Origin of the sequence: Pseudomonas sp. NPDC008258 (assembly GCF_042956345.1) — a bacterium.
In the GTDB taxonomy this organism is placed as follows: Bacteria; Pseudomonadota; Gammaproteobacteria; order Pseudomonadales; family Pseudomonadaceae; genus Aquipseudomonas.
This window is the reverse complement of the sequence record NZ_JBIBGE010000009.1, coordinates 70,899-96,853: the sequence shown is the minus strand read 5'-3', so window position 1 is coordinate 96,853 and position 25,955 is coordinate 70,899. Positions and strand designations below refer to the sequence as shown.

24 protein-coding genes and 3 pseudogenes are annotated in these 25,955 nt (G+C 59.1%); 20 read left to right on the top strand and 7 right to left on the bottom strand.

Annotated elements, in window-relative coordinates:
• Positions 1-25: 25 nt before the first annotated feature.
• The 3 genes from kynA to kynB are packed head-to-tail and all read right to left on the bottom strand — an operon-like array spanning position 26 to position 2,791.
• Entirely contained in the window at positions 26-880 is an 855-nt protein-coding gene (gene kynA / locus ACFY9W_RS09650) for a tryptophan 2,3-dioxygenase (RefSeq protein WP_391128963.1), read from the bottom strand.
• Between the two features lie 10 nt (positions 881-890).
• Positions 891-2,141 carry a kynureninase gene (kynU, locus tag ACFY9W_RS09645; RefSeq protein ID WP_391128960.1) on the bottom strand — a complete coding sequence of 417 codons (1,251 nt, stop codon included), beginning with the start codon at positions 2,139-2,141 and terminating at the stop codon, positions 891-893.
• 2 nt (positions 2,142-2,143) lie between these two features.
• Positions 2,144-2,791, bottom strand: coding sequence for an arylformamidase (gene kynB, locus ACFY9W_RS09640; RefSeq protein WP_391128957.1), 648 nt, complete (start codon positions 2,789-2,791; stop codon positions 2,144-2,146).
• 136 nt (positions 2,792-2,927) lie between these two features.
• Between kynB and ACFY9W_RS09635 the strand changes: the two genes are divergently transcribed.
• The 3 genes from ACFY9W_RS09635 to ACFY9W_RS09625 all read left to right on the top strand — a co-directional run bounded on the left by ACFY9W_RS09635 (position 2,928) and on the right by ACFY9W_RS09625 (position 6,362).
• Positions 2,928-3,419, top strand: a complete 492-nt coding sequence (locus ACFY9W_RS09635; protein WP_391128954.1) for an Lrp/AsnC ligand binding domain-containing protein — start codon at positions 2,928-2,930, stop codon at positions 3,417-3,419.
• Positions 3,420-3,709: 290 nt separating this feature from the next.
• Entirely contained in the window at positions 3,710-4,957 is a 1,248-nt protein-coding gene (locus ACFY9W_RS09630) for an MFS transporter (protein WP_391128951.1), read from the top strand.
• A 91-nt stretch (positions 4,958-5,048) separates the two neighbouring features.
• Entirely contained in the window at positions 5,049-6,362 is a 1,314-nt protein-coding gene (locus ACFY9W_RS09625; protein ID WP_391128948.1) for an OprD family outer membrane porin, read from the top strand.
• On the opposite strand, the gene ACFY9W_RS09620 is transcribed toward ACFY9W_RS09625, so the two are convergent.
• Positions 6,347-7,258 (bottom strand): LysR substrate-binding domain-containing protein, encoded by a 912-nt coding sequence (locus tag ACFY9W_RS09620; RefSeq protein WP_391128945.1) that lies wholly within the window; start codon positions 7,256-7,258, stop codon positions 6,347-6,349. The genes ACFY9W_RS09625 and ACFY9W_RS09620 overlap by 16 nt on opposite strands.
• Positions 7,259-7,432: 174 nt before the next feature.
• Between ACFY9W_RS09620 and ACFY9W_RS09615 the strand changes: the two genes are divergently transcribed.
• Entirely contained in the window at positions 7,433-8,869 is a 1,437-nt protein-coding gene (locus tag ACFY9W_RS09615) for a M20/M25/M40 family metallo-hydrolase (RefSeq protein ID WP_391128942.1), read from the top strand.
• Here the strand turns inward: ACFY9W_RS09615 and ACFY9W_RS09610 are convergent.
• Together ACFY9W_RS09610 and ACFY9W_RS09605 are read right to left on the bottom strand one after the other, a co-directional pair.
• A pseudogene (locus tag ACFY9W_RS09610) lies at positions 8,868-9,056 on the bottom strand (transposase); the annotation flags it as partial. The gene ACFY9W_RS09615 and the pseudogene ACFY9W_RS09610 sit on opposite strands and share 2 nt — an antisense overlap.
• Before the next feature lie 225 nt (positions 9,057-9,281).
• A pseudogene (locus tag ACFY9W_RS09605) lies at positions 9,282-9,476 on the bottom strand (RAQPRD family integrative conjugative element protein); the annotation flags it as partial.
• 230 nt (positions 9,477-9,706) lie between these two features.
• On the opposite strand from ACFY9W_RS09605, the gene ACFY9W_RS09600 reads away from it, so the two are divergent.
• The 15 genes and pseudogenes from ACFY9W_RS09600 to ACFY9W_RS09530 all read left to right on the top strand — a co-directional run bounded on the left by ACFY9W_RS09600 (position 9,707) and on the right by ACFY9W_RS09530 (position 24,590).
• Complete coding sequence (locus ACFY9W_RS09600) at positions 9,707-10,213, top strand: sigma-70 family RNA polymerase sigma factor (protein WP_391128939.1); 507 nt, start codon at positions 9,707-9,709, stop codon at positions 10,211-10,213.
• The gene (locus ACFY9W_RS09595; protein WP_391128936.1) at positions 10,210-11,172 is read left to right on the top strand and encodes a FecR domain-containing protein; all 963 of its coding nucleotides are present in this window, start codon (positions 10,210-10,212) and stop codon (positions 11,170-11,172) included. The genes ACFY9W_RS09600 and ACFY9W_RS09595 overlap by 4 nt, the downstream gene beginning before the upstream one ends.
• Before the next feature lie 81 nt (positions 11,173-11,253).
• Positions 11,254-13,671 carry a TonB-dependent siderophore receptor gene (locus tag ACFY9W_RS09590; RefSeq protein WP_391128933.1) on the top strand — a complete coding sequence of 806 codons (2,418 nt, stop codon included), beginning with the start codon at positions 11,254-11,256 and terminating at the stop codon, positions 13,669-13,671.
• Between the two features lie 67 nt (positions 13,672-13,738).
• Complete coding sequence (locus ACFY9W_RS09585; protein ID WP_391128931.1) at positions 13,739-14,047, top strand: hypothetical protein; 309 nt, start codon at positions 13,739-13,741, stop codon at positions 14,045-14,047.
• Entirely contained in the window at positions 14,047-15,585 is a 1,539-nt protein-coding gene (locus tag ACFY9W_RS09580) for a PepSY domain-containing protein (protein WP_391128929.1), read from the top strand. The genes ACFY9W_RS09585 and ACFY9W_RS09580 overlap by 1 nt, the downstream gene beginning before the upstream one ends.
• On the top strand, positions 15,578-15,883 hold the full coding sequence (locus tag ACFY9W_RS09575) for a DUF3325 family protein (RefSeq protein ID WP_391128927.1): 306 nt from the start codon (positions 15,578-15,580) through the stop codon (positions 15,881-15,883). The genes ACFY9W_RS09580 and ACFY9W_RS09575 overlap by 8 nt, the downstream gene beginning before the upstream one ends.
• A 284-nt stretch (positions 15,884-16,167) precedes the next feature.
• Positions 16,168-16,644, top strand: a complete 477-nt coding sequence (locus tag ACFY9W_RS09570; protein WP_391128924.1) for a cupin domain-containing protein — start codon at positions 16,168-16,170, stop codon at positions 16,642-16,644.
• 10 nt (positions 16,645-16,654) lie between these two features.
• Positions 16,655-17,410: an SDR family oxidoreductase gene (locus ACFY9W_RS09565; RefSeq protein WP_391128921.1), complete on the top strand. Its 756-nt coding sequence runs from the start codon at positions 16,655-16,657 to the stop codon at positions 17,408-17,410.
• Positions 17,411-17,495: 85 nt separating this feature from the next.
• On the top strand, positions 17,496-18,107 hold the full coding sequence (locus ACFY9W_RS09560) for a cupin domain-containing protein (protein ID WP_391128918.1): 612 nt from the start codon (positions 17,496-17,498) through the stop codon (positions 18,105-18,107).
• Positions 18,100-18,873 carry a glucose 1-dehydrogenase gene (locus tag ACFY9W_RS09555; RefSeq protein WP_391128915.1) on the top strand — a complete coding sequence of 258 codons (774 nt, stop codon included), beginning with the start codon at positions 18,100-18,102 and terminating at the stop codon, positions 18,871-18,873. The genes ACFY9W_RS09560 and ACFY9W_RS09555 overlap by 8 nt, the downstream gene beginning before the upstream one ends.
• 169 nt (positions 18,874-19,042) lie before the next feature.
• The gene (locus tag ACFY9W_RS09550) at positions 19,043-19,930 is read left to right on the top strand and encodes a helix-turn-helix domain-containing protein (RefSeq protein ID WP_391128911.1); all 888 of its coding nucleotides are present in this window, start codon (positions 19,043-19,045) and stop codon (positions 19,928-19,930) included.
• A gap of 219 nt (positions 19,931-20,149) precedes the next feature.
• Positions 20,150-21,013: a transporter gene (locus ACFY9W_RS09545; protein WP_391128908.1), complete on the top strand. Its 864-nt coding sequence runs from the start codon at positions 20,150-20,152 to the stop codon at positions 21,011-21,013.
• Between the two features lie 11 nt (positions 21,014-21,024).
• Positions 21,025-21,535 (top strand): annotated as a pseudogene (locus tag ACFY9W_RS09540) (RNA polymerase sigma factor).
• 85 nt (positions 21,536-21,620) lie between these two features.
• Complete coding sequence (locus ACFY9W_RS09535) at positions 21,621-22,370, top strand: FecR domain-containing protein (protein WP_391128906.1); 750 nt, start codon at positions 21,621-21,623, stop codon at positions 22,368-22,370.
• Positions 22,371-22,565: 195 nt separating this feature from the next.
• Positions 22,566-24,590: a TonB-dependent siderophore receptor gene (locus tag ACFY9W_RS09530; RefSeq protein ID WP_391128903.1), complete on the top strand. Its 2,025-nt coding sequence runs from the start codon at positions 22,566-22,568 to the stop codon at positions 24,588-24,590.
• Between the two features lie 101 nt (positions 24,591-24,691).
• On the opposite strand, the gene ACFY9W_RS09525 is transcribed toward ACFY9W_RS09530, so the two are convergent.
• Positions 24,692-25,258, bottom strand: a complete 567-nt coding sequence (locus ACFY9W_RS09525) for a cyclic nucleotide-binding domain-containing protein (RefSeq protein WP_391128900.1) — start codon at positions 25,256-25,258, stop codon at positions 24,692-24,694.
• A 408-nt stretch (positions 25,259-25,666) separates the two neighbouring features.
• On the opposite strand from ACFY9W_RS09525, the gene ACFY9W_RS09520 reads away from it, so the two are divergent.
• Positions 25,667-25,861, top strand: a complete 195-nt coding sequence (locus tag ACFY9W_RS09520; RefSeq protein WP_391129200.1) for an antibiotic biosynthesis monooxygenase — start codon at positions 25,667-25,669, stop codon at positions 25,859-25,861.
• The last annotated feature ends 94 nt before the right edge of the window (positions 25,862-25,955 follow it).

Here is a 25,955-nt window from a genome sequence, read left to right as displayed (position 1 = left end):
TGCATGCCAGACAGTGCGCTCGGGATCAAAGCGTGGAGCGAAGGCTCCACAACTCCGGGAAGAGTTCGGTATCGAGCATTTTTCGCAAGTAGCCAACGCCTTCGGTACCACCGGAACCCTTTTTGAATCCAATGATTCGCTCAACCGTCGTGACATGGCGGAATCGCCACTGTCGGAACGAGTCTTCAAGGTCGATGAATTTTTCGGCTAACTGGTACAGGTCCCAAAAACGCTTTGGATCCTGATAGACCGCTTTCCAAGCCGCTTCAACAGAGGCGTTGTGAATCGTACGGGAGTGCGACACCTCCTTCAGCCGTTCTGGATCGATCGCCAGTCCTGCTGCTGCCAGCAAGCGGATAGACTCATCATACAGCGAGGGGGTCGCAAGCGCTTCTTCCAGCTCCGCGAGCAGTTCTGGACGATGAGCATGCGGCTGCAACAGTGGCAAGCTCTTGTTGCCCAGAATGAATTCGATTTCACGGTACTGGAACGACTGGAATCCGGACGACGCGCCAAGCGATGGGCGAAACGCGATGTACTCACTTGGCGTCATGGTTCCCAGTACTGTCCAGGCGTGCACCAGTTGATCGAAGATTCGAGACACTCGGGCCAGCATCTTGAACGCCGGTGGCAGTTCGCCGCATTTTACGTGCTCACGGGCAGCCTTGAGTTCGTGAAGCATCAGCTTCATCCACAACTCGGACGTCTGGTGCTGAATAATGAACAGCATCTCATTGTGATCGGTTGACAGCGGATGTTGCGCGCTGAGCGTGCGCTTGAGATCCAGGTAGTCGCCATAACTCATTGAGTCGGAGAAGTTCAGCTGTGCGTCATGCCACTGTTCAGGGCTCTGGTTTTGCGAAAAAGGACATTGGCTCATAGTGTGCTCCTCAGGTCACGGCGCGACGGGTTTGGTACTGCGGATTACGCCAGGTTTCGTTGTCGAGCACGTCGAGAAGAGCCTTCACGGCAGTGCCTACATCTTGGAATGAGGTGTACAGCGGCGTAAATCCGAAGCGCATGATCATCGGTTCCCGGTAATCACCGATGACGCCCTTGGCAATCAGTGCCTGCACAATCGCGTAGCCATGCGGGTGCTCGAAGCTTACGTGGCTGCCACGCTCGGCGTGGTTGCGCGGCGTGACAAGGGTGAGCGGATGATGGGCGCACTGCGACTCGACCAGTTCGATGAAAAGGTCCGTCAGCGCCAGTGATTTGCGGCGCAGTGCCGGAATATCGGTTTTTGCGAAGATATCCAGCCCGCACTCGACCATGCCCAAGGACACTAGGGGTTGAGTGCCGCACAGGTAACGGGCGATGCCTGATGCCGGCTCATAATTGGGAGCCATTGCAAATTGACGGGCATGCCCCCACCAACCCGACAGCGGCTGCCAGGTGGCATCGCAAAGTTCTGGTGACACCCACACGAATGCCGGGGCCCCAGGGCCGCCGTTGAGGTACTTGTAGGTGCACCCAATGGCGTAGTCAGCCTTAGCAGCTTTCAGCTCGACGGGTACTGCACCGGCAGAGTGCGCCAGATCCCACAAGGCCAAGGCCCCGTTCTGGTGTATTAGCTCAGTGGTCGCAGCCATGTCGTACATATGGCCGGACTTGTAGTTGACGTGGGTCAACAGTACCAACGCGACCTGATCGTTCAGCTTGGCGTTCAGATCCTCTGGTTTTTCGATCAGTTGCAATTCATAGCCTTGCTGCAGCAAGTCCGTCAGCCCTTCGATGATGTACAGGTCCGCCGGGAAATTATGCAGCTCCGACAGAATCACTTTGCGTTGTGGCGCGCGCTTGGCCTGAACGCGCAGCCCTGCCGCGAGAGTCTTGAACAGGTTGACCGTCGTGGTATCGGTGACTGCCACTTCGCCTTGATCGGCACCAATCAGCTTGGCGAGCTTGTCGCCCAGGCGAGTTGACAAGGTGCTCCACTGTGCAGTGTTCCAGCTGCAAATCAGGCCCTCCCCCCATTCTTGCTCGATCATCTGGGTCGCCCTGGCCAACGAAGCGCGCGGGCGGGCGCCCAGTGAATTACCGTCCAGGTAAACAATGCCTTCCGGCAGTGCGAATTCTTCGCGCAAAGCGGCCAACGGATCAGCCAGATCCAGTTCGCGTAGTTTTTCTTCAAGTTGCATGCTCATTTTCCTGTCAGGGGTCGTAACACAGCACGTACCGGACTCGCGTCCAGGTGAGAAAAGCGGAGGGGCAAGGCGATTAATTCGTAGTCACCCTCTGGAATCTGGTCCAGGACGATCCCTTCAAGAATTGCCATTTGAAACTTCGCGATGGTGCCGTGGGCGTCCATCGTTTTAGATCTCTGAGGGTCAAGCGAGGGTGTATCGATGCCCAGCAGCCGAACGCCTCGACTGGCCAGCAAGGCCACGGTCGCCGGTGCAACAGCTGTGAAGTCAGGGTCCCAGTTGGCCAGAGGCGCGGCTTGATAGGTTCGCAACAGGACGCGCGGTGGGATGTCCTCAAGGTGCTTTTCAATATCTTCGGGCTCCACCAGCGAGCCGCTCTGCAGGCAGTGAATGACTCGGCACGGCCCCATGTAGATGTCCAGTGAGACTTGGCCAATGGGCAGGCCGTCGGCGCTGTAGTGCAGCGGCGCATCGACGTGAGCGCCGGTATGTGGTGAAAGCGTGATTCGCCCCACATTAACCGGACATTGCGGGCCTATCTGCCAGACACGTTCCTCCTGGAAAGGCGTATCCCCGGGCCATGTCGGTGTCGCGGGGCTCAAGGGTGGGCTGAGATCCCACCAGGCCGGATCGCTGGATTTCATTGTTGTTATCACTCTCAAGTTGACCTGGGAGAATGATAGAAGCGTTCCATCAGAATTAAATTGCGAAATCAATTGCAGAACGACTGAGTATTCGCAGATTATTCGAATAATACAAATTTACGAGGCATATTCTTCAATGGTCAAACTCGATAGCATTGATCTGCGCATTCTCGCCTGCCTGAACCTCGACGGGCGCATGAGCAACCAAGACCTGGCGGAAAAGGTTTCCCTATCGCCGTCAGCCTGTCTGAGGCGCCTGCGAACCCTGGAAAGCGAGGGAATCATCGCAGGCTATGGCGTGCGTTTTGATGCAGAGCGCCTGGGCATCGAAGTTCACGCAATGGTCAGTATCAATGTTCGCCAGGACGTCGAGGGTTGGCACGAACGCTTCATCGAGGTGTTGCAAGGCTGGCCGGAAGTGGCGGATGCCTACATTGTCACCGGCGCCAGCAGCTATTTGTTGCGCGTGCGCGCCCGCAGCCTGAAGCACTACACCGATTTCATCGTCAATCATTTGCACCGCACTCCCGGTGTAACAGACATCCGCTCGGACATCATTTTGCAAAGCATCAAGTCCCGGGACAACATACTTGATCTGGTGCGCCCGCAGACCGTCAGTGAAGGCTGACGCATCCGCACTTGCGGAGCGCAGGTCACACAGGCAGCTGCCGGGGGGCGTTGACTGATGAATCGCACCTTTTATGGGCGCTTTTCCACTCTCGAGCTGCCATTTCCTTTGCGCCTGGGGCAAGGATATGTTCTGAAATGCATAATTGTGTAAAGGGTAGGGTGGCCATACCATCGATTGGCCTTGTCGGCACTTTCCTACAAAAAAGAGTGTAGGCAATTCCTACTACGCGGTGGAGCCTAATAAAAATGACGATAGCGCCTACTATGACCGGGGCTGTGCCACGGCCAATGTCTAACCGGAAACTCTATAAACTGGTGATTGCCTCTTCCATAGGCAATGCACTGGAATGGTTTGACCTGATCGTCTACGGCTTCTTTGCCATGACTATCTCCAAGTTGTTTTTCCCCAACACGGACGAAACAGTTTCGCTGCTGCTCGCGCTGGGTACGTTTGCGGTTTCCTACCTTATTCGTCCGCTGGGTGCCATGGTACTTGGCTCCTACGCCGACCGAGTGGGCCGCAAGGCCGCTATGCTGGCGTCGATCTGGCTGATGATGCTGGGGACCTTTCTGATTGCAGTGATGCCCACCTACGCTGCCATTGGCATTTTCGCGCCGATGGGGATCTTCTTAGCGCGCTTGATCCAGGGCTTTTCGGCCGGAGGCGAGTTCGGTAGCGCAACAGCCTTGCTGGTTGAGCATGCGCCAGAGCGCAAAGGGTTGATTTCCAGCTTCATGTTCGCCAGCCAGGGGGTGAGCGGCTTGCTGGGCTCAGGGTTCGGCCTGCTGCTGACTACTACGTTGACCACGGCTGAACTTGAGAGCTGGGGCTGGCGTATTCCATTTTTCTTCGGCCTGCTGATTGGCCCGATCGGCCTTTATATCCGTCGGCACATCGAGGAGGCGGGTGAGTTCAAGGCCAGTGAACGCAGCCATGCACCGGTCAGCACATTGTTTGTTTCGCACAAGCTGCCGATGCTGTTGGCGGTGGGCGCCCTAGTATTGTCCACGTCGGTAAGTTACCTGATTATTTTCATGCCCACCTACGCGGTCAAACAACTGGGTCTCACAGCGTCGATCGGCTACACCGGCACGTTGGTCAGCGGGTTGATATTAACCGTAATGACGCCGTTCATCGGGCATCTTTCCGATGTCTTCGGACGTACGCGCATTATGTTGGGGGCCTCTGCCGTCTTTGTATTGACTATCTGGCCAGCTTTCTCCTGGCTCGCGGCCAATCCGACATTGTTCGCGTTGTTAGCAGTGCTGTTCTGGATGAGCTTCTTGAAGGCATTATATTTCGGTGGTTTGCCCGCCCTGATGTCGGAACTATTTCCCACCCAAGTCCGTGCCACCGGCATGGCACTGAGCTACAACATTGGCACTACGGTTTTTGGCAGCTTTACACCCTTTGTCGTGGCCTGGCTGATCAGTGCCAGTGGCGACAATCTGGCGCCGAGTTATTACCTGTTCATCACCGGCGTCCTGAGCGTGATTGCACTGCTGGGTATCCGTCGTCATATCAAGCTGAACTGATGCGCTATCCGGTCGGCGATATCCCTCGCCGGCCATTCTACTTGCCTAACAAGGATTACCCGACCTGTTTGGGTGGCGTAAGTGTGCGCCCATGTCTGTATTGCAGGTCCATTTGCCGCCAATTCAAAGCCCTTCAGGGCTGCCAACAAAAACAATCAAGAGTATGGCGATGTCAAACTTCAATTTTAAACGCAGAAAAATGGTGCTGGTGATCGCACTGGCGAGCGGTTCGGTGCGTGCCGACCTGATCGATGACAGCCACCTGTCGCTGGGGATACGTAACGTCTGGATCGATCGCGATTACAGGCATGAGAACGCGCCCAAGTCTCGCATCGGCAGTTGGTCCCAAGGTTTCGACCTGCAATTCAGATCCGGTTACACCGATGGGCCGCTGCAGTTCGGTCTCGACATAGGTGGGCAGCTTGCTTATCGCCTCGATGGCACCCAGGCGCGTTCTCCCGACGGTATTCTGCCGCTGCAAAGTGACGGCAGCCCGGTGCTTGACTATGGCAGAGCCAGCGCCACCGCCAAGATTCTCTACTCGAAGACCGAGCTGCGCATCGGTGAACAACGTCCTTTCCTTCCCGTGGCGTCCTATGACCCGTCGCGCCAGTTGGCCACTACTTACCAAGGGCTGTTGCTGGAGTCCAAGGAGGTCAAGGATCTGACCCTTACCGCCGGACGTTTCTGGAGCATCGCTGGACGTGAGTCGTCGAATACAGAAAATATCTATCTGTGGGGTGATAAAACTTCACAGAGTAGTGATGGTTTGAGCTTCGTGGGTGCCAGTTACAATGTTACCCCTAATTTCTCGGGTACTTATTTCTACGCGCAATTGGAAGATATTTACCGCCAGCATTATCTGGGCATCAGTTATAGAAGGCCACTGGGTGGCGGCTACTCTCTGAAGAGTGACGTGCGTTACTACAACAATAAGGAAGAAGGCCAGGCGTTGTCGGGCCGCGTCGACAACCGCACCTACGGTAGTATGTTGAGCGTCTCCAAAAGTGGACATACGCTGGGTGCGGGGTATCAGCGTATGCTGGGCCAGGATATTTTCCCAACCTTCAACAGCTACGCGCCGGCGCCATACCTGATCAACTGGTCGTCCCTGGCTTTCGTCAAACCGGGTGAGCGGTCCTGGCAGGTGCGTTATGACTATGACTTTGCTGCGATGGGTGTGCCGGGGCTGACATGGATGGCGCGCTGGATGGAAGGTAACGACATTCACCTTGGCAATCAAAGTCATGAAACCGAGCGTACCTCGATCCTCTCCTATGTGGTGCAGGACGGCTTCTTCAAGGGTGTGGGGGCAAGCTGGATGAATATTGGCGTGAACACTCGCAACAGCAACAAATACGAAGAAAACCGTCTGATCATTACCTACAACTATAACTTTTGGTGATGGCTGAGCAGTAATTGGTTCTCGAGAAAAGTGAGGAAATGGCGAACCAGCATCGGCAGTTTGCGCCCCGCCATGATTTGTACTTGGAGGCTGCGCTGGCTGAGTTGCTGGTCGCTCATGGGTACTAATACCAAGTTGTCACGGGCAGTGACCCCGCGCACCGTGATTGCGCCACACAGTGCGATGATATCCTGGGAATGGCACACCACCGTGTAGATCACCCCGAGTGACTGGCTGGTATACGTAGGCACAACTTTGATGCCCTTGAGGTGGCAGGCGATGTCGAACAGATAGCGAATGGTCGAGCCGGCATACGGCAGCGCCAGGCGTGTGTCACGCAGGTCCTCGACACTGAGTACCGACCGCGTGGCCAAGGGGTGTTGGGCGGACATCAGCGCGCTGATCGGTGCTTCATGGCTCAGCGCCACTTCCACACCCTGACTTGGAGTCAGGTTGTAGGTTAGGGCAATATCGGCCAAGCCATCCTTGACCAGTTGCGAGGCGCGGGCTGCATCCACTACCTGAAGGTCATAGCTGGCACCCGGATGGATAGTGCGAAACTCGCTGGTGACCCGTGGCAGGAAATCCCATGCCATGCCTTCCGGGCAGGCGATGGTGATCTTGTGTTGCTGGACCGCACTGAGCCCGTGCATTTCAGCGAGCACGTTTTTCATGTCCAAGGCATTGCGGTTGGCGTATGTCAGCAGAAGCTCGCCGGGCTCGGTGAGCTTCATGCCGCGCGGCCTGCGTTCGAACAGCTGCAAGCCCAGCGATTCCTCCAGGTTACTGATTTGCCGGCTAACCGCCGACACGGCGACGTGCAGTTCTTCGGCAGCGGCGGATAACGAGCCGGTCTGGGCAACGCTGTGGAAATAACGCAGGGGAAGGTCTTGCATGACGGTGCCTCAGGACTGGGCAGCAGACACTTGCCATAAAGGCAAGGTTGCATTGATTACATTGTAATTGTTGCAAGTCAGATAGCAATTTAACCTTTGTTCCCATAACCAGCAAGTGTGTAACGCTTGCGTTCAAGGTGCTTTCCATTCAGATATTTTATGGACGATAACTTCATGCTTTCCCCAGAACGCGTCACCGATTCAGAACGCCGCCAGCAGGCCTTGAACCTGGCTCGCCAACATTTCACGAGCGGTGGCTACTTACGTACGCTGGAGCGTCGGGTAGCCCAGCGCACTGAAAGCCAGAACCCTGATTGTGCGCCGTACCTACGTATTTACCTGAGTGAAGACATAGCACCGCAACTGGAGGAGATGGGCTTTGAGCACCGTATCATCGAAAATCCCCAGCCGGGCAAGCCATCGTTGTTGCTGGCCGAGCGTATAGAGTCCGCTGAGCTGCTGACCTTGCTCACCTACGGGCACGGCGATGTCACCAGCGGTCAGGACGAACTGTGGCAGGAAGGCACCGGCCCCTGGCAGGTCAGCATTAAGGAAGGGCGCCTCTATGGTCGAGGCACCGCCGATAACAAAGGCCAGCACTGTATAAATTTAGGTGCGTTGCAGGCCGTTCTGCAGGCGCGCCAAGGGCGGCTTGGCTATAACCTCAAGGTCATCTTCGAGATGAGCGAGGAGGTGGGTTCGCCGGGCCTGGAGCAGGCATGCCGTGACCACGCCGACGTGCTCAAGGCCGACCTATTTCTGGCATCCGATGGGCCTCGCGTACGGCATGATCTGCCGACATTGTTTCTGGGCTCGCGGGGTGTTTGTCAGTTTCGCCTGGCCTTGGACACAGGTAATGGCGCGCGACATTCCGGTAACTGGGGCGGGATCATCACCAACCCTGCGGTCGTGCTCAGCCATGCCGTGAGTAGTCTGGTCAGTGCCGAAGGTCGATTATTGCAAGACTTCCTGCGCCCTCCTAGCATGCCTGAACATGTGGCCAAGCTGGTGCGCGACTTGCCCGTAGGTGGTGAAAGCTTCGACCCGCAGTTGAACCCCGGGTGGGGCGAGCCAGGCTTGAGCACTGGCGAGAAATTGTTCGGTTACAACACTTTGGAAATTGTTGGCCTGTCAGCCGGTAGCACTGTCAAGCCGGTCGGTGCGATTCCGGGGCGCGCCGAAGCCATCTGCCAGTTGCGCTTTGTCGAAGGCACAGACTGGCAAGCGCTGGAAGGCAACCTGCGTGCGCATCTGGATCGCCTGGGTCTTGCAGACGTGCAGGTGCAGATCGATGGTGGATACGCGGCCACTCGACTGGATCCCCGCCACCCCTGGGTTGGTTTCGTACAAAAGTCGGTCAGCCAGAGCCTTGGGCAGGCCGTCAGCATCCTGCCGAACCTGGGTGGCACGATCCCCAATCACTGCTTTGCCGATGTACTGGGACTACCCACCGTCTGGTTGCCGCACTCCTACCCGTCCTGCAAACAGCATGCGCCAGATGAACACTTGCTGGCAGAGGTGGTCGAACAGGGCCTGATCGCAGCCGCTGGAGTGTTCTGGGACCTTGGCGATCAGGCAGAAGACCTACGCCTGCAATTGCAAGGGGGCTGAGCTTCAGCCGAGCAAACCGGCGCATCGAAGTGATCTCGTACCACGTTTCTTCCATCGCCGGATCGCTCAGCGAAAACCAGTTCTGTAGCAAGTGAATGCGCAGCATCGTTTCCAAGGGATACGCCTTACGACCGCCACCGGCATTTGGATAGTGCGGTTTGATCAACGCGACCAATCCGCTCCACGGCCTGAGACAACATGCGGGCCTTACGAACAGGAAACGGATAGAACCGGCACAGCGGGGTAAGAAGGCCTTAATCTTCAAAGCCACATACTTGCACGGAACGCTGTGACGTAAATCTGACAGGCATTAGCAGGAAGGTCATGCGAACTACCCTAGGAGAGCTGTACGCTTGCCTTTGTGCTACCGAGCGGCGGGTGCCGATGGCATGAGGGTCGCTGACTTAGCGGGCTACATGAAACGCGGTAGCCGGTCCACAAGGCCCAGGTGCACCAGAGCAATGCGAGCACCGGCACCGATTAGCTCGACCGGGTCCGCTGGCTGCGCGAGCGAGGGCGATAGAAGTTTGCGGATGCCTTGAGGCACACTTTCGAGGTCCGCAGCTAACTTCAGGTGGTCAGAGCGATAGCGTGATCCCGCAGCATCGCGTGAGCCGCTTCGCGCAGTCCGTTAAGTAGGTGCAGGCTGTTTCTCTGAGTTATTTCTTGTCAACCCGGACGGGTCATGAGCGAGCGTCGATACACTTGCAATCGAAAGCATGCCAGCCGGGTAAAGTGATGCGATTTGGGATGGTGGATTGTGTGTGACAATGGTGGTTGTATAAACCCTGTATGGAAGATAATAATGAGAAGAAATATCATTAGCGCGGTGTCGTCGTGGCAGATTACCAACCCGTCAAAGATGCGTTCTCCGAGTTCTACGGCACCAACCATCGCTGGCTAAGGGCTTGGCTCTTTCGTCGGCTGCAATGTCCACACGACGCCGCCGATCTGGCCCAAGACACCTTCCTGAGGGTTATGCGAGCGCCGCAGCCGGTCGCCATTGAGGAGCCGCGCGCCTTTCTTGCCACTGTCGCACGGCGCCTGATCAGCAACCTGTTTCGTCGTCGATCGCTGGAAAGGGCGTATCTGGAAGAATTGGCCAACTTCATGGAGGCCTATGCGCCCTCCGAGGAAGAGCTCGCGCTGGTGCACGAGGCGCTGATTCAGATCGACCAAATGCTGCACGGTCTGCCACTTCGGGTGCGCCATGTGTTCATTCTCAGTCGCCTGGATGGCCTGCCGCAGCCGCAGATCGCCCGGCAACTGGACATTTCCATCGCCACTGTTGAGCGCGACCTGCGCCAGGCATTCCTGCACTGCCTGAGCGTCGCTGACGCATGACCTTCCAACCCCTTGAGCAAGCCCTGCACGAGGCCATCGACTGGATGCTGCGCTTGGAGCACCTACCCGCCAGCGACCCCGCGCATCTGGCGTTCGAGCATTGGCACGCTCACTGCGCGGAAAATCGGCTGGCGTGGCAGCGGGTGAACGGTGTGCTGGATAGCGCGCTTGCCAACCTTCAGGGGTTGCCCGGCCAGGCGCAGGTAGCCAGTCGCGCCTTGCGCGCGCTGGCCAACCCTCCGCGACGCCAGCTACTGGGCAAGGGCTTGGCACTGTTACTGCTGGGGGCCGGTAGCGTCAGCGTGCTCAACCGGCTGGCCCCGGTGGCCGACCTGCTGGCCGACGCCCGTACCGCCACTGGCGAGCGCAAGACCCTGCAGCTCGCCGATGGTAGCCGTCTGAGTCTAAACGCGCGGAGTGCGGCCGATATCCGGTTCGACACGCAGCAACGCCGGGTAGTGCTGCGCGCGGGTGATCTTCAGGTGCAGGTGGAGCCTGATCTCGCGCGGCCGCTGATCGTTGCCACGGCCCATGGCGAGGTGCGTGCGTTGGGTACCCGTTTCATGGTGCGCCAGGAGTCTGAGCGCTGCCTGGTATCGGTTCAGCAGCACAGCGTGCTGCTCAGCACCGCCGATGGTAGCGCCCGGCGGGTGGAGGCGGGCCAGGCGTTCGCCTTCGACCGGCGTGGCAGCATGGCAGTGGCGCCGTCGATGCGTACTCGCGATGACTGGGTACACGGACGGATCGAAGCCCGGGACGAACCCTTGGGCGAGTTGGTGGAGGCCTTGCGCCCGTATTACGGAGGCCTGCTGCGCATCAGCCCGCAAGCTGCTCAGGTCCGGGTGTTCGGCACCTTCCTGGTGGACGACATCGAGCGCACCCTGGCGTCGCTGGGTGAGACGCTGCCGATCCGGGTCGACACCCTGGGCTTCTGGCTGACGCGGATAGATGTGAAATAACATTTTTTTGCAAGGCGATGAGGGGGTTCCAGATCTCGGGTGTCCTGACTATGAACGATCACTCATACGAGCCGACACCCCATGCCCCATCCTTCGCTCCGCCCCCATGCCCTGGCTGCTGCCATTGCCCTTGCCTGCCTGTCCTGGCAAGCCGTCGCCCAGAACGAACAGGTCAGCCACACCTTCGACCTGCCCGCAGCGCCATTGGGCAGCACCCTGACCCGTATCGCCCGAGAGACCGGCAACGTGCTCTCGGTATCGCCCGCGCTTATCGAGGGCAAGACTGCCCAGCCGGTACGCGGCCAGATGACCACGCAGCAGGCGATGGATCAGGCGCTGCTGGGGAGTGGGCTGCGTTTGGAGGTCACGCCGAGCGGTAGTTGGAACCTGCTGCCGGTGGCGCAAGACGGCGCGCAGCTCGAGCTGCCAGCGATGTCGATCGTCGGCATGCAGACCAGCGCGCCGACCTTTTCAGTGGGTACCAAGGTTGCGCTGCACCTGCGGGAAGTACCGCAGACGATCAATGTGATCGGCCAGGAGCGGATCCAGAAACAGAACCTCTATACCCTCGAGGATGCGCTGGGTGAAGTGGGCGGGGTGACTGTGCAACGGATCGATGCCAGTCGCCTGAGCTTCTTCTCACGCGGCTTCGAGGTCACCTCGCTGCAGCTGGATGGCACACCGACCACCATGGACAACCGGATCTTCCTGTCGCCGGACCTGACCATGTACGACCGCGTCGAGGTGCTCAAGGGGCCATCCGGCAGCCTGACCGGTGCCGGCGGTGCGGGCGGTAGCATCAACCTGATACGCAAACGTCCGTTGGCCGACGCGGCGGTATCGGCCGAAGTCAGTGCCGGCTCCTGGGACAACTACCGCGGCATGCTCGATGTCACCGGTCCGCTGACCGAGGCCGGCAACATCCATGGCCGCTTGGTGCTCAGCCAGCACAACCAGGCCTTCCCCTACGATGGCAGCGGCAAGCGTGAGTCGAACCAGGCCTATGGCATCGTCGACATCGACCTGACCCCGGACACCGTCTGGACCATTGGTGCCAGCAACCAAAACACCGACATCCGCGGCGCCCAGCGCTCGCTGCCGGCGTTTCGCTACACCAACGCCGCCGGCGAGGCGGCCATGTCGCTGCCGGACGTCTCGCGCAAGAACTTCTACGGCGCCAACTGGAACCGCGACTACTTCTGGAGCACTTCGGTGTTCACCGAGCTCGAGCATCAGCTCGGTGGCGGCTGGAAGACCAAGCTGGCGGTGCGCCACGCCGACAACAACTACGACCTGACCCAGGCCTACGCCCGTAATGGCGGTGGCATCGACCCGGCCGACAACCAGGTGTCGATGAACTCGATTATGTTCGACTACCGCGAGAAACAGGACGAAGTCGATCTTTACGCCGACGGCCCGTTCAGCCTGTTCGGTCGTGAACACAAGCTGCTGGTGGGGACCAATTACTCGCGTTCGGAGTTCTCCTCCAACGGAGGCTACTTCTCGAGCTTCCTTGGTGATGTGGACCTTTACGATCCGCAGCCGAACTTTGGCTACCCGGCGTTCCCCGATGAGGACCGCCTGCCGACCAACGTCGCCAACACCCGCTCCAAGGCGGTCTACGGCAACATGCGCATCAGCCTGGCCGACCCGTTGACCCTGGTCCTGGGCGGCCGTGTCACCTGGCTCGATATGCACCGCAGCCAGCACCAGCCAGAGGCCGGCTCGCCGTCGGAAAAGGCCAGCCAGAGCGAGTCGCAGAAGTTCACCCCGTTCTATGGGCTGATCTACGAGCTGAACGAACACTATTCGCTGTACGCCAACTACGCCGAGGTGTTCAACCCGCAGCCGGTCAGCAACCTGGACATTAACAACAACATCATCGAGCCGATCGAAGGCAAGCAGCATGAGCTCGGCATCAAGGGTGAGTTCCTCGACGGCGCGGTGAACGCCTCGCTGGCGGCCTTCCAGATAGAGGAAGAGAACCGCGCCATCCCCGACATGAACGACCCGAACTCGCGGGCCGTGGTGGCCGGTGGCAAGGCGCGTACCCGTGGCTACGAGGTGGAAGTGAGCGGGCAGATGACGCCTGACTGGTTCATCACCGCTAACTTCACCCACACCTACAAGCGTTACGACAGCCCCAACGAGCAGTTGCAGACCTACCTGCCGAAAAACATGCTGCGGGTCTGGTCCCTGTACAAGCTGCCCGGCGAGCTTGAGAGGTGGAGTGTGCAGGGCGGTGTGAGCGTTGTCAGCGAAACCTACAACAAACTGTACGTTCCCGGCATCGACATGGACGGCACCAAGCTGCAGCAGAGCGGCTACGCGTTGTACGACGCAGGTATCGGCTACCAGATCAACGAGAACCTGTCGGCGGACCTGCTCGGCACCAACCTGACCAACAAGAAATACTACCAGCGCATCAATACCTTCCAGGACGGGAACATCTTCGGTGATCCTCGCGCGGTATCGCTGACCTTGCGCGCCAGGTTCTGACCCGCGACAGCAGCGGCGCCGTGTTTGTTGGAGCGTCGAAACACCGTGAAGCAACGAGGACAACAGGGTGAAACGACCGGCGTCACACAAGGCAAGCGTCCGGCGCCGACGGCGCGGGTTGTGGCTGCTGCTGGCCTTGCTGCTGGCCTACCTGTTCATCTGGCCACTCAGTGCCCTGGCCGCGTTGACCCTGGCCTGGCTTGGGCAAGCGCCCAGCGAGGCGGTGCTGAGTAGCTCTATCGCCGCCTTCGTGCTCTATCCGCCACTGATGCTTTGGTTGTTGTGCGCGCGACGGCTCGTGCGCAACTGCCTGTGCCTGACCGCTGTGTCGCTGGTGATGCTGGCGACGCTGCGCGCGCTGGCGGGGGCGAGCTGATGTTTGACAATGTCCGCCAGGCCATGCTGTGGGCGCACCGGGTACTGGGCCTGGGGTTTTCCGCGCTGCTGCTGGTTGCGTTTTTCATGGGCAGCCTGGCGTTGTATGACCGCGAGTTGGACTGCTGGATGCTGCCGGCGCTGCGGGTGGCACCTGCGCCGCTGTCGCTGGACGAGCAGGTGCTGCCACGGGTGGCTGCCCTGAGCGAGGGCAAGGCGCTGCTGCAGTGGTACGTCGAATTGCCCGACGCGCGCCGCCCGCTGCTGCGCTTCCAGGCCTGGAGCGTCGAGCGGGAAGGCTTCAGCCGCTTCCTGCTGCCTGGCAGCGACGGCGTTCTGGCCGCCCCCGGTAGCCGTGGCGGCGACTTTTTCTACCGTCTTCATTACACCTTGAACATCCATGCCTGGAACCTCGGTGCCCGGCTGTTGGGCTTGGCCGCGATGGTCGGGCTGATCGCCCTGATCGCTGGCGTGTGCATCCATGCGCGGCTGTTCCAGGACTTGTTCACCTTGCGTGTCGACAAGACCCCTCGCCGGTTGCTCGACCTGCACAACCTGTCCGGTGTGTTCGCGTTGCCGTTTCATGCGCTGATCCTGCTAAGCGGCCTGCTGATCCTGTTCCCGCTGTGCCTGCCGGCGGCCATCGATGCGCTGTATCCAGGCCAGGCCGGGCAGTTCGCTGTGCAGGCCAACTCCGCCTACAGCCGCCCGGCGGCGGGCACCCCAGGGGCAATGGCCTCGCTTGACGGCATGCTGGCCCAGGCCCGTCAGTATTGGGGCAGCGGTGTGCCAGCGTTCCTCAGGGTATGGCATCCCGGTGACGCCAATGCCTATGTCGAGGTCAGCCGCAGTCTGGCTGACCGCCTGAGCCTGGATGGCCAGACCCTGTACTTCGACGGCGCCAACGCACGGCTACTGCATGAATCGCGGCTGCCGCCAGCGGCCGCAACCCTGGATGTGCTGGCCGGGCTGCACGTAGCACACTTCCATCAGCCCGTCTTGCGCGCCCTGTACTTCTTTGCAGGCCTTAGCGGTTGCGTGATGCTCGCCAGCGGCCTGCTTTACTGGCTGGCCAAGCGCCGCCTGCAGCAGCCTGCCCGGGAGCAGGGCGGGATGTCGGTGACGCTGTTGTGCAGTGTGCTGATAACTGGTATGCCCCTGGCCACCTTGGCCATGCTGGTGGCCAACCGCTGGCTGCCGTCGGCCTTGAGCGGACGTGCCGAGTGGGAGGTGCGGGTGTTCTTTGCTGCCTGGCTGCTGGCCGGGCTGCACGCGCTGTGGGTGATTAGCCGTTGTACGCAGGCCCGTGCGCCGTGGGCGGCGCAGTGCATGGCGATCAGCGTGCTGGCGCTGCTGGCCGTGCTGTCGAACGCCTGGAGTACGGGCGATCATCTGTGGAGAGCGCTTAGCCAGGGCTTGTGGGCGGTGGCCGGTGTCGATCTGGCACTGCTGGCCTGCACCCTGGTTGCCGGCGGAGTGGGCTGGCGCCTGCGCAGGCGCGCCGCAGCTGTGCGCAAGGTGGAGGTCAAGGATGCCTGAGTGGTTGGCGAGCGGGGTGGGGCTGAGCCTGCAGGTGCTGGGCCTGGCGTTGCTGGCCCTGAGTCAGGCCGGCCATTGGCGGCAGGTGATGCAGCCGCATGCGTTCCCCGGTACACGGGCGCTTCGCCTGTCAGCGCTGATGGCATCGGGCCTGGCATGGCTGGTGGGACAGGCCGGCCTGGGGCTGGCGATGGGGACGTTGTTCTGGGTGCTGGCCCTGGCTCCTTGTGGCTTGGGCGTGAGCCTGTTGCTGTGCTGGCGCATATCTTGGTTGCAGCGGCTGGGGCGGTGTTTTTGAAGCTGAGCCTGCCCGTAGACCTTGATATGGCCAGATCCACAAGCAGAACCGATGGCGTTTAGCTGTTCAATGACTGAGTGCGGCTTGAAAACAGTGCCCATGCATGGCCACCGATAGTTACTTGAGCAAGGCAGAAGGTGAGCAAGGATCCGGAAACAGGACAGTTCTTGCGCAATAGGTACACGATCCTGCTCCATTGGCGGTGAGGAGGTTTACTCTCACCTCAAGCGAACCCAAAGTCACCGCACCTCTTACATCAACAACAAGAAGTGGGGATGCGGTTTATGAACGGAAAACTCGCCGTACAGCTCGTTGAAAGTCTGGCACACCAGCGCGTTACGTTGCCTTACCCAAAATTCGAAAATCTTGAGCATAGGCCTTGGAGGCCTTGGGTCATGGAGGGTGTCGAGTACAAGCTGCTCAGCGTCAACAATCGTAGTGGGGGCTTCACCTGCCTGTTGCGTGTGGCACCGGGCACAGTGGCACCTGTCCACCATCACCTGGGCGCGATCGAGCTCATCGTCCTCTCAGGCGACATCTACTACGACAAGTCGAATGTCGGCACCACCGGCGACTACATGTTCGAGCCAGCAGGTGACATCCATCAGCCCAAAACCGAAGTCGGTTGTGTGCTCCTCTGCGTGTTTGAAGGCCCAATTGCTGGTCTTGGGGAAGACGGTTCAGTTGCCGGTATCGTGGACGGGCGCAGTATGCTGTCGCTCGCTGAAGCCCATGGCGTAGCTGAATACGTTCACTGCTGAGGGGACAAGCATGCACAGATATGCTGACAAAGTAGTCTTGGTGACAGGGGCCGCTGGTGGCCTGGGTAAAGCCATCACGTTGCGACTGGCGAGCGAAGGTGCCCTGGTGGTGGCGACGGACCTCGATGATGAAAGGCTTGCGGCGGCGTTTCCGGCAACAGCCGATAGCAATTTGAAGATTCATTGCCTCCCGCTTGATGTCGGGGATCGCCTGGCGTTTGCACAGTTGGTAGCAGAGGTGGCTGAACAGTTCGGCCGACTTGATGTGGCTGTGAATAACGCCGGTGTGGGCGGGGAAATGGCGCCGCTGGCCACCTGTTCCCTGCAGAGCTGGGAGCAGGTACAGCGATTGAACGTCGACAGCGTGTTTTATGGCATGCAGGCGCAAATCACTCAGATGCTGCGCCAAGGCGGCGGGTCGATCATCAATATCGCGTCGATCATGGGCGCGGTCGCGATGCCCGGTATCGCACCTTATGTCGCGAGCAAGCACGCCGTCGTCGGGCTGACCAAGGGCGCAGCTCTGGACTACGGTAGCCAAGGCATCCGGGTCAATGCCATTGGTCCGTCGTTCGTGCGGACCGGCTTCACCGCTGCTGCCATTCCCGATGATGACAGTTGGAGTCACCTCGCCAGTCGTCACGCCCTGGCTGGTACCGCATCTCCAGAGGATATTGCTGCCAATGTTGCATTCCTGGGCAGCGACGATGCGCGATTTATTACCGGGTCACTGCACCTGGTCGACGGCGGCTACACCATCGCCTGAACGCTACTTTCCTCACCCCGCCGTCTGTATCGTTTGCTAAACGGACAGCGGCTGCCTGAAAAACCGTTCTGGAGAGCCATTCCCTATGGACAGTACGACCCAAAACCCACCGCCTGATGCGACTGCGTCGTTGCGCGGCCCGACCTACTGGATGAATAGCCCCGGCAATACTCCCAAGGAGGGTAGGCGCGAGTTCCACGCGCCCGCTGACATCCCTTGGACCGACTGGCTGATGCCGGGTACCCGCTTCAAGTTGCTCTACTGCAATTTGGCGACTGGCAGCTTCACCCTGCTGCTTCAGGTCGACCCGAATGTCATGGCGACCTCACACTGGCACATCGGCAACTTGCAGGTTTACATCCTGGAGGGTGGCTTCTACTACGGCGACGGCCATGTAGTTATCAATGGTGAGCGCCTGCCGGATTTTGGCCTACCCAATACCTTCACCGTGGAAACCGCGGGGACGGTGCACCAACCCTTCACCACAGATACCGGCTGCCTGATGTTAGCAATGTTCGACGGACCGATCGGGGGCTACATGCCGGACGGGCAACTTGCAGTAGTCGCTGACGCTCGCCTGCATTACTACCTGGCACGAGACAACAATGCCGCTAGGGATGTGCAACTAATCGATTACGCCCACGGCTCGACTGACCTACAACTGCCTGCGGGCGAACGAGGAGTGCAGCATGGATAAAAATCTGAATCCTGGCCAAGACGTTGCCATTGTCACCGGTGCGGCCCAGGGTATCGGCGCCGCCACCGTTCGCAAGCTGGCCTCTCGGGGAATCTTGGTGGTGGCCGTGGATGTTGATGCGGATAAAGTGCACGCCCTGGCGGAGGAGATCGGGGATGGGTGCGTGGCTGTGCATGCCGATGTTGCAAACCCTGAGGGTGTCGAGAGTTACGTTCAAGCGGCCTTGAACGCCTTTGGGCGCATTGACTATTTGCACAACAATGCCGGGATCGAGGGCCGTGCAGAACTGTTGAATGAGAGTGACCCGGAAGTCTTCCGACGGGTCATGGAGATCAACGTCAACAGCGTCTACCTCGGAACCCGAGCAGTGCTTCCCCACATGTACCGGCAAGGACGAGGGGCCATCGTCAATACCGCCAGCGAAGCTGGCATCCGTGGTGTTGCTCGATTGGGCCCGTATGTGGCCAGCAAGCACGCGGTGGTGGGACTAACCAAGACTAGCGCTATTGAGGCTGCGCCTCATGGTATTCGAGTCAATGCTATTGCGCCTGGCCAGATCGCTACCCGCATGATCGAGAGCCTGCAGGTACAGTGGAGCGGATCGACAGACAGGGAGGCGATTCGAAGCCAGCTGTTGTCGCGCATTCCGCTAGGGCGTTTCGGTACACCTGAAGAGATCGCTAATGTCGTCGCCTGGCTGCTCTCGGACGAAGCGTCTTTCGTCAACGGTGCGATTTACAGCATCGACGGTGGCACCAGCACCTGATCGATGGTGATCATCAGCTGTTCCGCTGCCACTGACGCTATGTTAGCGTCGGTGGTGACCGGGCAGGCTAACACTCTTTCAAGGTTCTCCCAGCCGTTTAATCAATTCAAATATAGCGCTGCCCAGCACGATCAAGGATGTGAAGTATTGCTGGCGAGGTTGAACGACGATGAACGCAAACCGCCTTCGCCCTTGTCCTGAGCTGATCTCGCAAGCCAACCGTGAGCAGCCGCTGAACCTGTTCCACAACGAGCGACAAGATATTCTTGCTGCGCGCTGGCGTCACAAGGACTGCTGGCTTCCCGTCCATAACGCCGCACAGCAGATCTTGTGTTTTCACGAAAGTGGTTCAACGCAAGTAAATAAATTTGAACGAGGGCAGCGGGTTGCGGGACACTCAGATCCGAAGACGCTGACCTTCATTCCCTGCGACGGCACCGAGTGGGAAATTACCGGTGAATGCCGGGTCGTTCATATCTATCTCGACCGCAATGTCATGACTGAACTAGTCAAACAATCGGCCTCTCGCGATGTGAGCGTTGAGCCATTCTTCTCGGTTCGCGACGCTTGGCTAGAAAGCTACTTCAACATGCTCTTGGCCGAATGTGAATTGTATGGGAAGCAGATCGATTCCTTGTTGCTGGGGCAGTCCCAAGCGGCGCTGGCTAACCACCTTTTTAAGTTTTATGGCTGCGAGGAAGCGGATAGGAAGACTTTTGAGCGAGATGAGCGACAAACGATTTCTCCTGCTCGCCTGCGCGCAGTGCTTGACTATATCGAAGCCAACTATGTCCAAGAAATAGGTCTCAAAGAGTTGGCGAAGGAAGCTTGTCTATCGGAGTTTCACTTTGCCCGATGCTTCAAAAATGCGCTAGGCACTTCTCCCTATCGCTTCGTCATCCAGCGCAGGCTGCTGGCCGCTGCGGCGTTGCTCACCAATAGTCGCCTGCCAATTCAGGTGATTGCCCAGACAGTGGGTTTTCCAAACTCGCGGCATTTTTCCACGTCCTTCAAGAGTTGGTCGGGCAAAAATCCGAAAGACTACCGCCGTCAGTGAGGTGCTGTACCCCATCCTCTAGAGCTTGAAAACACAGCAAGATTGTCGAACCTGTTGAGCAATTTATCGGGCCTTCGACCAGTCCCCGTGGGATAACCTGTTAGCACAGCCGAACGCACTCACCCCGATAAAACTCCCTCTTATCGGCGCTCCACCGAGTGCGTGATTGGCTTGAAATAGCCCCTAGGGCCGCCAACAAAAATAATAAGGCAGACTCTGATGCATCCATTGAAGATTGCTGTTGCACCCACTTTGTTAATGGTTTCTTGCGCCGCACATGCGCTGGATAGTTCGCCCGGTGACTACGCGTGGCTTGGCGATAACACGAATGTTACCGTGCTCTATGGACAGTATCAGCATTCCCGAACCTTCTCGGCCGATGGCGCCGGAGAAGTGCGCAATTCAGAGTTTGAGTCAGCGTTGGGAATTTTCAGGAGCGTTTACTACAAGTCAATCGGTGGCATGAGAGTATCTTTCCAGTTCTTCGTCCCATTTGGTGGTTTTCCCACCGCCAAGGTGGGCGGGATACACCAGGCCACTGCGGAGGGCTTAGGGGACCTGACTCTTGGCTCGACCTTTTACCCCCTTGCATCTGCCGAGCTGACCGGCACGACACTCGGGCTTTCACTGTTCATAACTACACCGACCGGCAACCACGATTCCAGTAAGGTTAGCTTGGGTGATGGTGGCTGGGCCATCACACCACAGATTGGCTTGATACAGGGACTGGGCGGTAATTTCTACCTGAACGCGATCGTCGATGTGGTATGGCGTGAAAGCGCGAACGAAGGCGTTATGAAGGATTCGAGCGAGCCTGCTGCCCAGATTCAAACGTACCTTACCTACAAACCCTCGCCAGGCACGTCTTTCAGTGTGGGGTACTCCGGGCGGTTTGGTGGCGAACGCTCGCTAGGGAATATCTATACCGGCACCAAGACTCGCAATGATCAGCTGCGACTTTTTGCCGACACATTCATAACCCCCACACTCCAGGCACAGGGGATGATTGGGCGCGACATCTATACCGAGGGTGGTTTCAAGACTGACGCCATCATTCAGGTTCGATTGGCGAAACTGTTCTAGACCAGCACGGAATGCTGCGGCCCATGCTGCTCAGCACCTTGGTTCGTCACTACGATGAGCTGGTGGATCACGTGCGTCGCCGCTTCGGTGACCGCATCTTTGCCCGTGAGGTGGTGCACGATGTGTGTGCAACTGCTGGAAAAGCGCGAGAAGGAGCAGGTGCGCACGCCCCTGGCGCTGTTGCGTAAAATCTCCCACGACCAGGCGGTAAGCTGTTACCGCAGCGAGCGGCGGCGCCGGGCTTGGGTCGGTGAAATGCCCGAGCTGCTGGATGCCGTATGCCCAGCGCCGGCACCCGCCCAGCAGTACGAGGCGGCACGGGAGTTCGAATTGCTCGCCGACGCCATCAGCCGCTTGCCCGAGCGTTGCCAGATGGTATTCGTCATGCACAAGATCCACGAAATGCCCCAGGCCGAAGTTTCCGCACGCATGGGGATTTCCCTGAAAACCGTGGAGAAGCACCTGCGGCTTGGCTTGGCGGCCTGCCGCGTGCATCTGGACCGTCAACAGGTAGGCCAATGAGCAGTCAACCCCACCCCAGCCGCCAACGTCCGCCGAAGAGCAAGCCCTGGCGCGCCACCGCGAGGCGCTGCGCGAGCGTTTCCCGATGCCCGAGCCCAAGCCGCGCAAACCGCGCAAGGCGTTGCTGGCCAGCGGGCTGGTGGTGCTGCTTGGCGCAGGCCTGGCCTGGCTCGACCCCAGCTATCACAGCGAGCATTACGCCAGTGCCGTGGGCGAGCGACGGCTGCTGGCGCTGGCCGATGGCAGCCAGGTCGAGATGGACAGTGGCACCCGGCTAAGCGTGAGCTGGCACTTGCGTTCGCGCCGCGTCGAGTTGCAACAGGGGCAGGCACTGTTCGACGTCAGCAAGGCCGTGTTCCGGCCATTCCAGGTGCACTCCGGAGTTGCGAAGATAAGCGTGCTCGGCACCCGCTTCAATGTGCTGCGTGGTGCTGACATGCTAGAGGTGGCGTTGCTGCGCGGCAAAGTGGCGGTGCAAGCCACGGCCAACCCGGCGCAACAGCTGCACCTGGCGCCTGGGCAGCAGGTGAGGGTAGAGCAGGGCCGGCTGCAACCGCTGGCAGCCGCCGACCTGGAACGGATCACGGCCTGGCAACGCCAGCGCCTGGTGTTCGCCCGCACGCCGCTGTCGCAAGCCCTGGCGCAGATCCAGCGCTACCGCGTTGCTGTGATCGAGCTGGAAGGCCAAGGCCTGGCTGACCTTTCGATCACCGGCACGTTCGACACTCGCAATGTCGAAACCCTGCTCGATCTGCTGCCGCGTATCCTGCCGGTGAGCCTGAGCCGCGGCCCCGATGGCAGCGTGCACATCGGGCTGCGGGTGCCAGGTAGCTGATGCCGAACAGCCGGGCATTGCAGCAGGCAAAAAAATACACGGGCAGGTAGTGTTGCGTCGAGTTCGAAGCGGCATGGATGACAGACACTGACGCCAAGGACCTGCTCGCCATGAAGTACCCTGCCCGTAACGACCGCCCGTACCTGCCCCTTTCCCTGCTTGCCGCGAGCCTTCTGCGTGATGGCGCCGCAGGCCTTGAGCCACAAGGCAGCGCCCGTTCCCGCCGAGCCGCTGGCCGTGGATGCCACCGTCATCAGCGGCGATGTGCTGGGCAGCGGCACGGACGAGGATGTGCGCACCTACGCCGGCAACCGCAGCGTGGTCGCCAGCCAGGCATTGCACAAGGCCAGCGTGCGTGGTGTCGACGAGGCGCTGCAGCGAGTGCCGGGGGTGAAGATTTTCGATGAGACCGGCACCGGGGCCTTGCCGCAGATTGCCGTGCGTGGCCTGTACGAAAGCCGCAGTGGCCGCTTGCAGGCGTTGTCCGATGGCATCCCGTTGGCGCCGGCACCTTATGGCCAGACCGGCCTATCGTTGTTCCCGGTGACCATGGCGGCGGTCGACCGCATCGATGTGGTGAAGGGCGGCGCCGCCGTGCAGTACGGCCCGAACAACGTGGGCGGGGTGGTCAACTTCATCAGTAAGCCCATCCCCCGCACTTGGCAAACCACCTTGCAGGAGCGTGCCACGTTCTACCCAGGTGGCCGCCAGCTGTGGGACACCTACCTGGGCACCGGCGGCTTTCTCACCGACAACTTCGGCCTGCAACTGGACCTCAATACCCTTGGCGGCCAAGCCGGGCGCGAGCATTCGGACAGCGATATCCAGAACTACCGCCTGCGCGGCCAGTGGAACATCGACGACGACCGCGACCTGAGCTTCGGCTTCCAGCACTACAAGGCCGAGATGGACCTTGCCGGCGCGCTGAGCGTTGCCGACTACAAGCACGACCCGCGCCAGTCGACCCGCCCCCTGGACCGCTTCGAGGGTGATACCGACCGCGTGTGGGACACCTATACCCAGCAGTTCGGGTCCATTGGCCCGTTCGATTCGGTGCAGTTCAGCTGGACCAACTTTGCCCACTACAGCTACCGCAACTTCGTCGTCGGCATGCCGTTCACCCCCGACGGCGCGGCGGTCACCCAGCAGGATGGCCCGCGGGACTTCAAGGTTTGGGGCACCGAGCCGCGCCTGAGCCTGGGCATCGACGGCGACCAGGTCAGCCAGACCTGGCTGCTGGGGGCGCGCTACGTGAAGGAAGACATCGACTACAAGGTCAATCGGCGAAGCCTGGCCACTGGCGCGAGCACGCCGTTTCGTGACTGGCAGTTTGACGACGAGGCCAAGGCGTTCTACATCAGCAACGCCATCGGCCTGCTTGACCAGCGCCTCACCATCACGCCGGGTGTGCGCTACGAGAACGCCCGCATGCAGTACGACGATGGTATCAGCGGGGCCGGCAACGAGAACCGCTCGATGGAGTGGCTGCCCGGTATCACCGTGGGCTTGCAGGCCAGTGATGAGTGGTTCGTCTACGCCAACGCGCAGAAGTCGCTGCGCCCACCGCAGGTGACGCAGATCGTAAAGGAAGGCCAAGTGGGTGCGGAGCTGGCGTGGAACTACGAAACCGGAGTGCGCTTTGCACCATGGGAGGGCCTGCGCATCGACGCTGGGGTGTACCGCATTGACTTCGATGACCAGATTGCCTACGACGCAACCAGCGACCGCTTCGTCAACCTTGGCAGTACCCGCCACCAGGGTATCGAGGCCGAGGTGTTCTGGACCCCATCGGCCATGCCCGACCTCGACCTGCACGCCAGCTACGCCTACCTCGACGCCAAGCAACGCAACGGCGAGTTCAAGGGTAACGAAGTACCCTATGCATCGCGCAACCAGTACAGTGTCGATGGCCGCTACCGCTTCGCGGAACACTGGACCTACAGCCTCGACGGCCTCTATGTGAGCAGCGCCTACACCGATGCCGCCAACTCGGGTCTCGAAAATGCCAGTGCCTCGGTGGGCAAGCTGCCGGCGTACTGGTTGTGGAATACCACCATCGAACGCCGCTTCAACGTGCATGATGGTGTGCTGACCGCTTCGGCAGGCATCAGCAACCTGTTCAACCGCGACTACTACTTCCGTGGTGTCGACACCAGTCCATGGGGCCGCCAGCCAGCGCCGCAGCGCTCAATGACACTTGGGCTCAACTACCAGTATTAAGTTTAGTTCTGGATTGTATTGTGGAATGAGCGCGCTGTGGGGTTGCAGCGGAGTTTATTAGCTGGCGACTGCGCATCGCCAGTTTACTTTAAGTGAAAGCCTCACTTTGAATGTCCATCGATCGTGCTCGAGGTTGGCGCGTCATTTTCACCAATAGACAATGCGCTGCGTTTGGGGCTCTCTATTTGATTGTCTAGTGTTGCGATCTTGTCGGCCATTCTTAGAATGGTGCGAGCCATTCCACGCGCCAGGTTTAGTAGCATCAGACCAAAGGTTTCAGGCTCCTGCTCATGTAGCATATAGAATTGCTCGATGCTGATCTCAAGGATGATGGCATTTTCTTTTGCAACGGCTGTCGCTGTACGGTTGCTCAAGCTGATCATATGCACGAATCCTAAATCATCACCAGGTCCATGATGGCGTGAAACCACCATTGAGCCATCTTTCCTTGGAATATAGTTGTCAACGCTGCCCCGGATAACGATGTAAAAAACTCCTGTGCGATCTCCGAGGGAGTATAACGTTTCGCCACTATTGAGCTGTAGTATGCGACCCGATTTGAGTATATGGATTAAAGCAGTATTCTGAATGGCGCCGAAAGTCGACAGCTCATTAAAGTATGCAGGGCCTAATTTTCGCCATAGTATGAGGGGGTCGATTTTTTTCATTTTAGGATTTCTCTGCATGTTCCTCGAAGTGTCACCTAGAGTATAGTGCTGGGTTGCAAGTTTGACGTGGGCGATGGAAGATTTGCGATGTTCGGAGAAATCGTGCCACCGTCGCGCTGAAACAGGCATCCGGGATGGGTTGGAAGCTGTCTACAGGAGCGCAGGGAAAGTGAATCGTAATGGCTGGCTTTATCATAAAAGCATAAATGACTAATGAGTCTATTGCTTATTCGTATAACAAGGTTTGGCGTCTGCCCAACTCACTGTACGAAAGTCAGGTCGGCAGCAAGTGATGGGGTAGCAGTTGTGAGGCTCTCGGCATCACTTTATCCCCAGTCGGGTGAGCACTATCGGTTCACCCGGACGACCGCCAGACGTTCATCGACGCGGTGATTCCGGAGATGCTGGCTGCCCGGAGACTGCTGCATCTACTATGCATTTGCCCAAGACCTTAGCAATCCAGATAACTTCCATCTGCCCGAAGGTTGGGCGAATGAAGAGGCTTATCAACGCCATGAGCATTCCGAATCCTTCCTCAAAGCGTTGGCCACTGTTGTGAAAAACGTCCGTATCTGGACGGGGAGGGCATTCGTTACGATGTGACCAAACAGTACATTGACGATCCTTGAGGGAAGGTATCCGAATAGTTCAGGCAAGGGTTGCGAGAGGGCCGAAGTCATGGGCTGCAGCCTCGAGT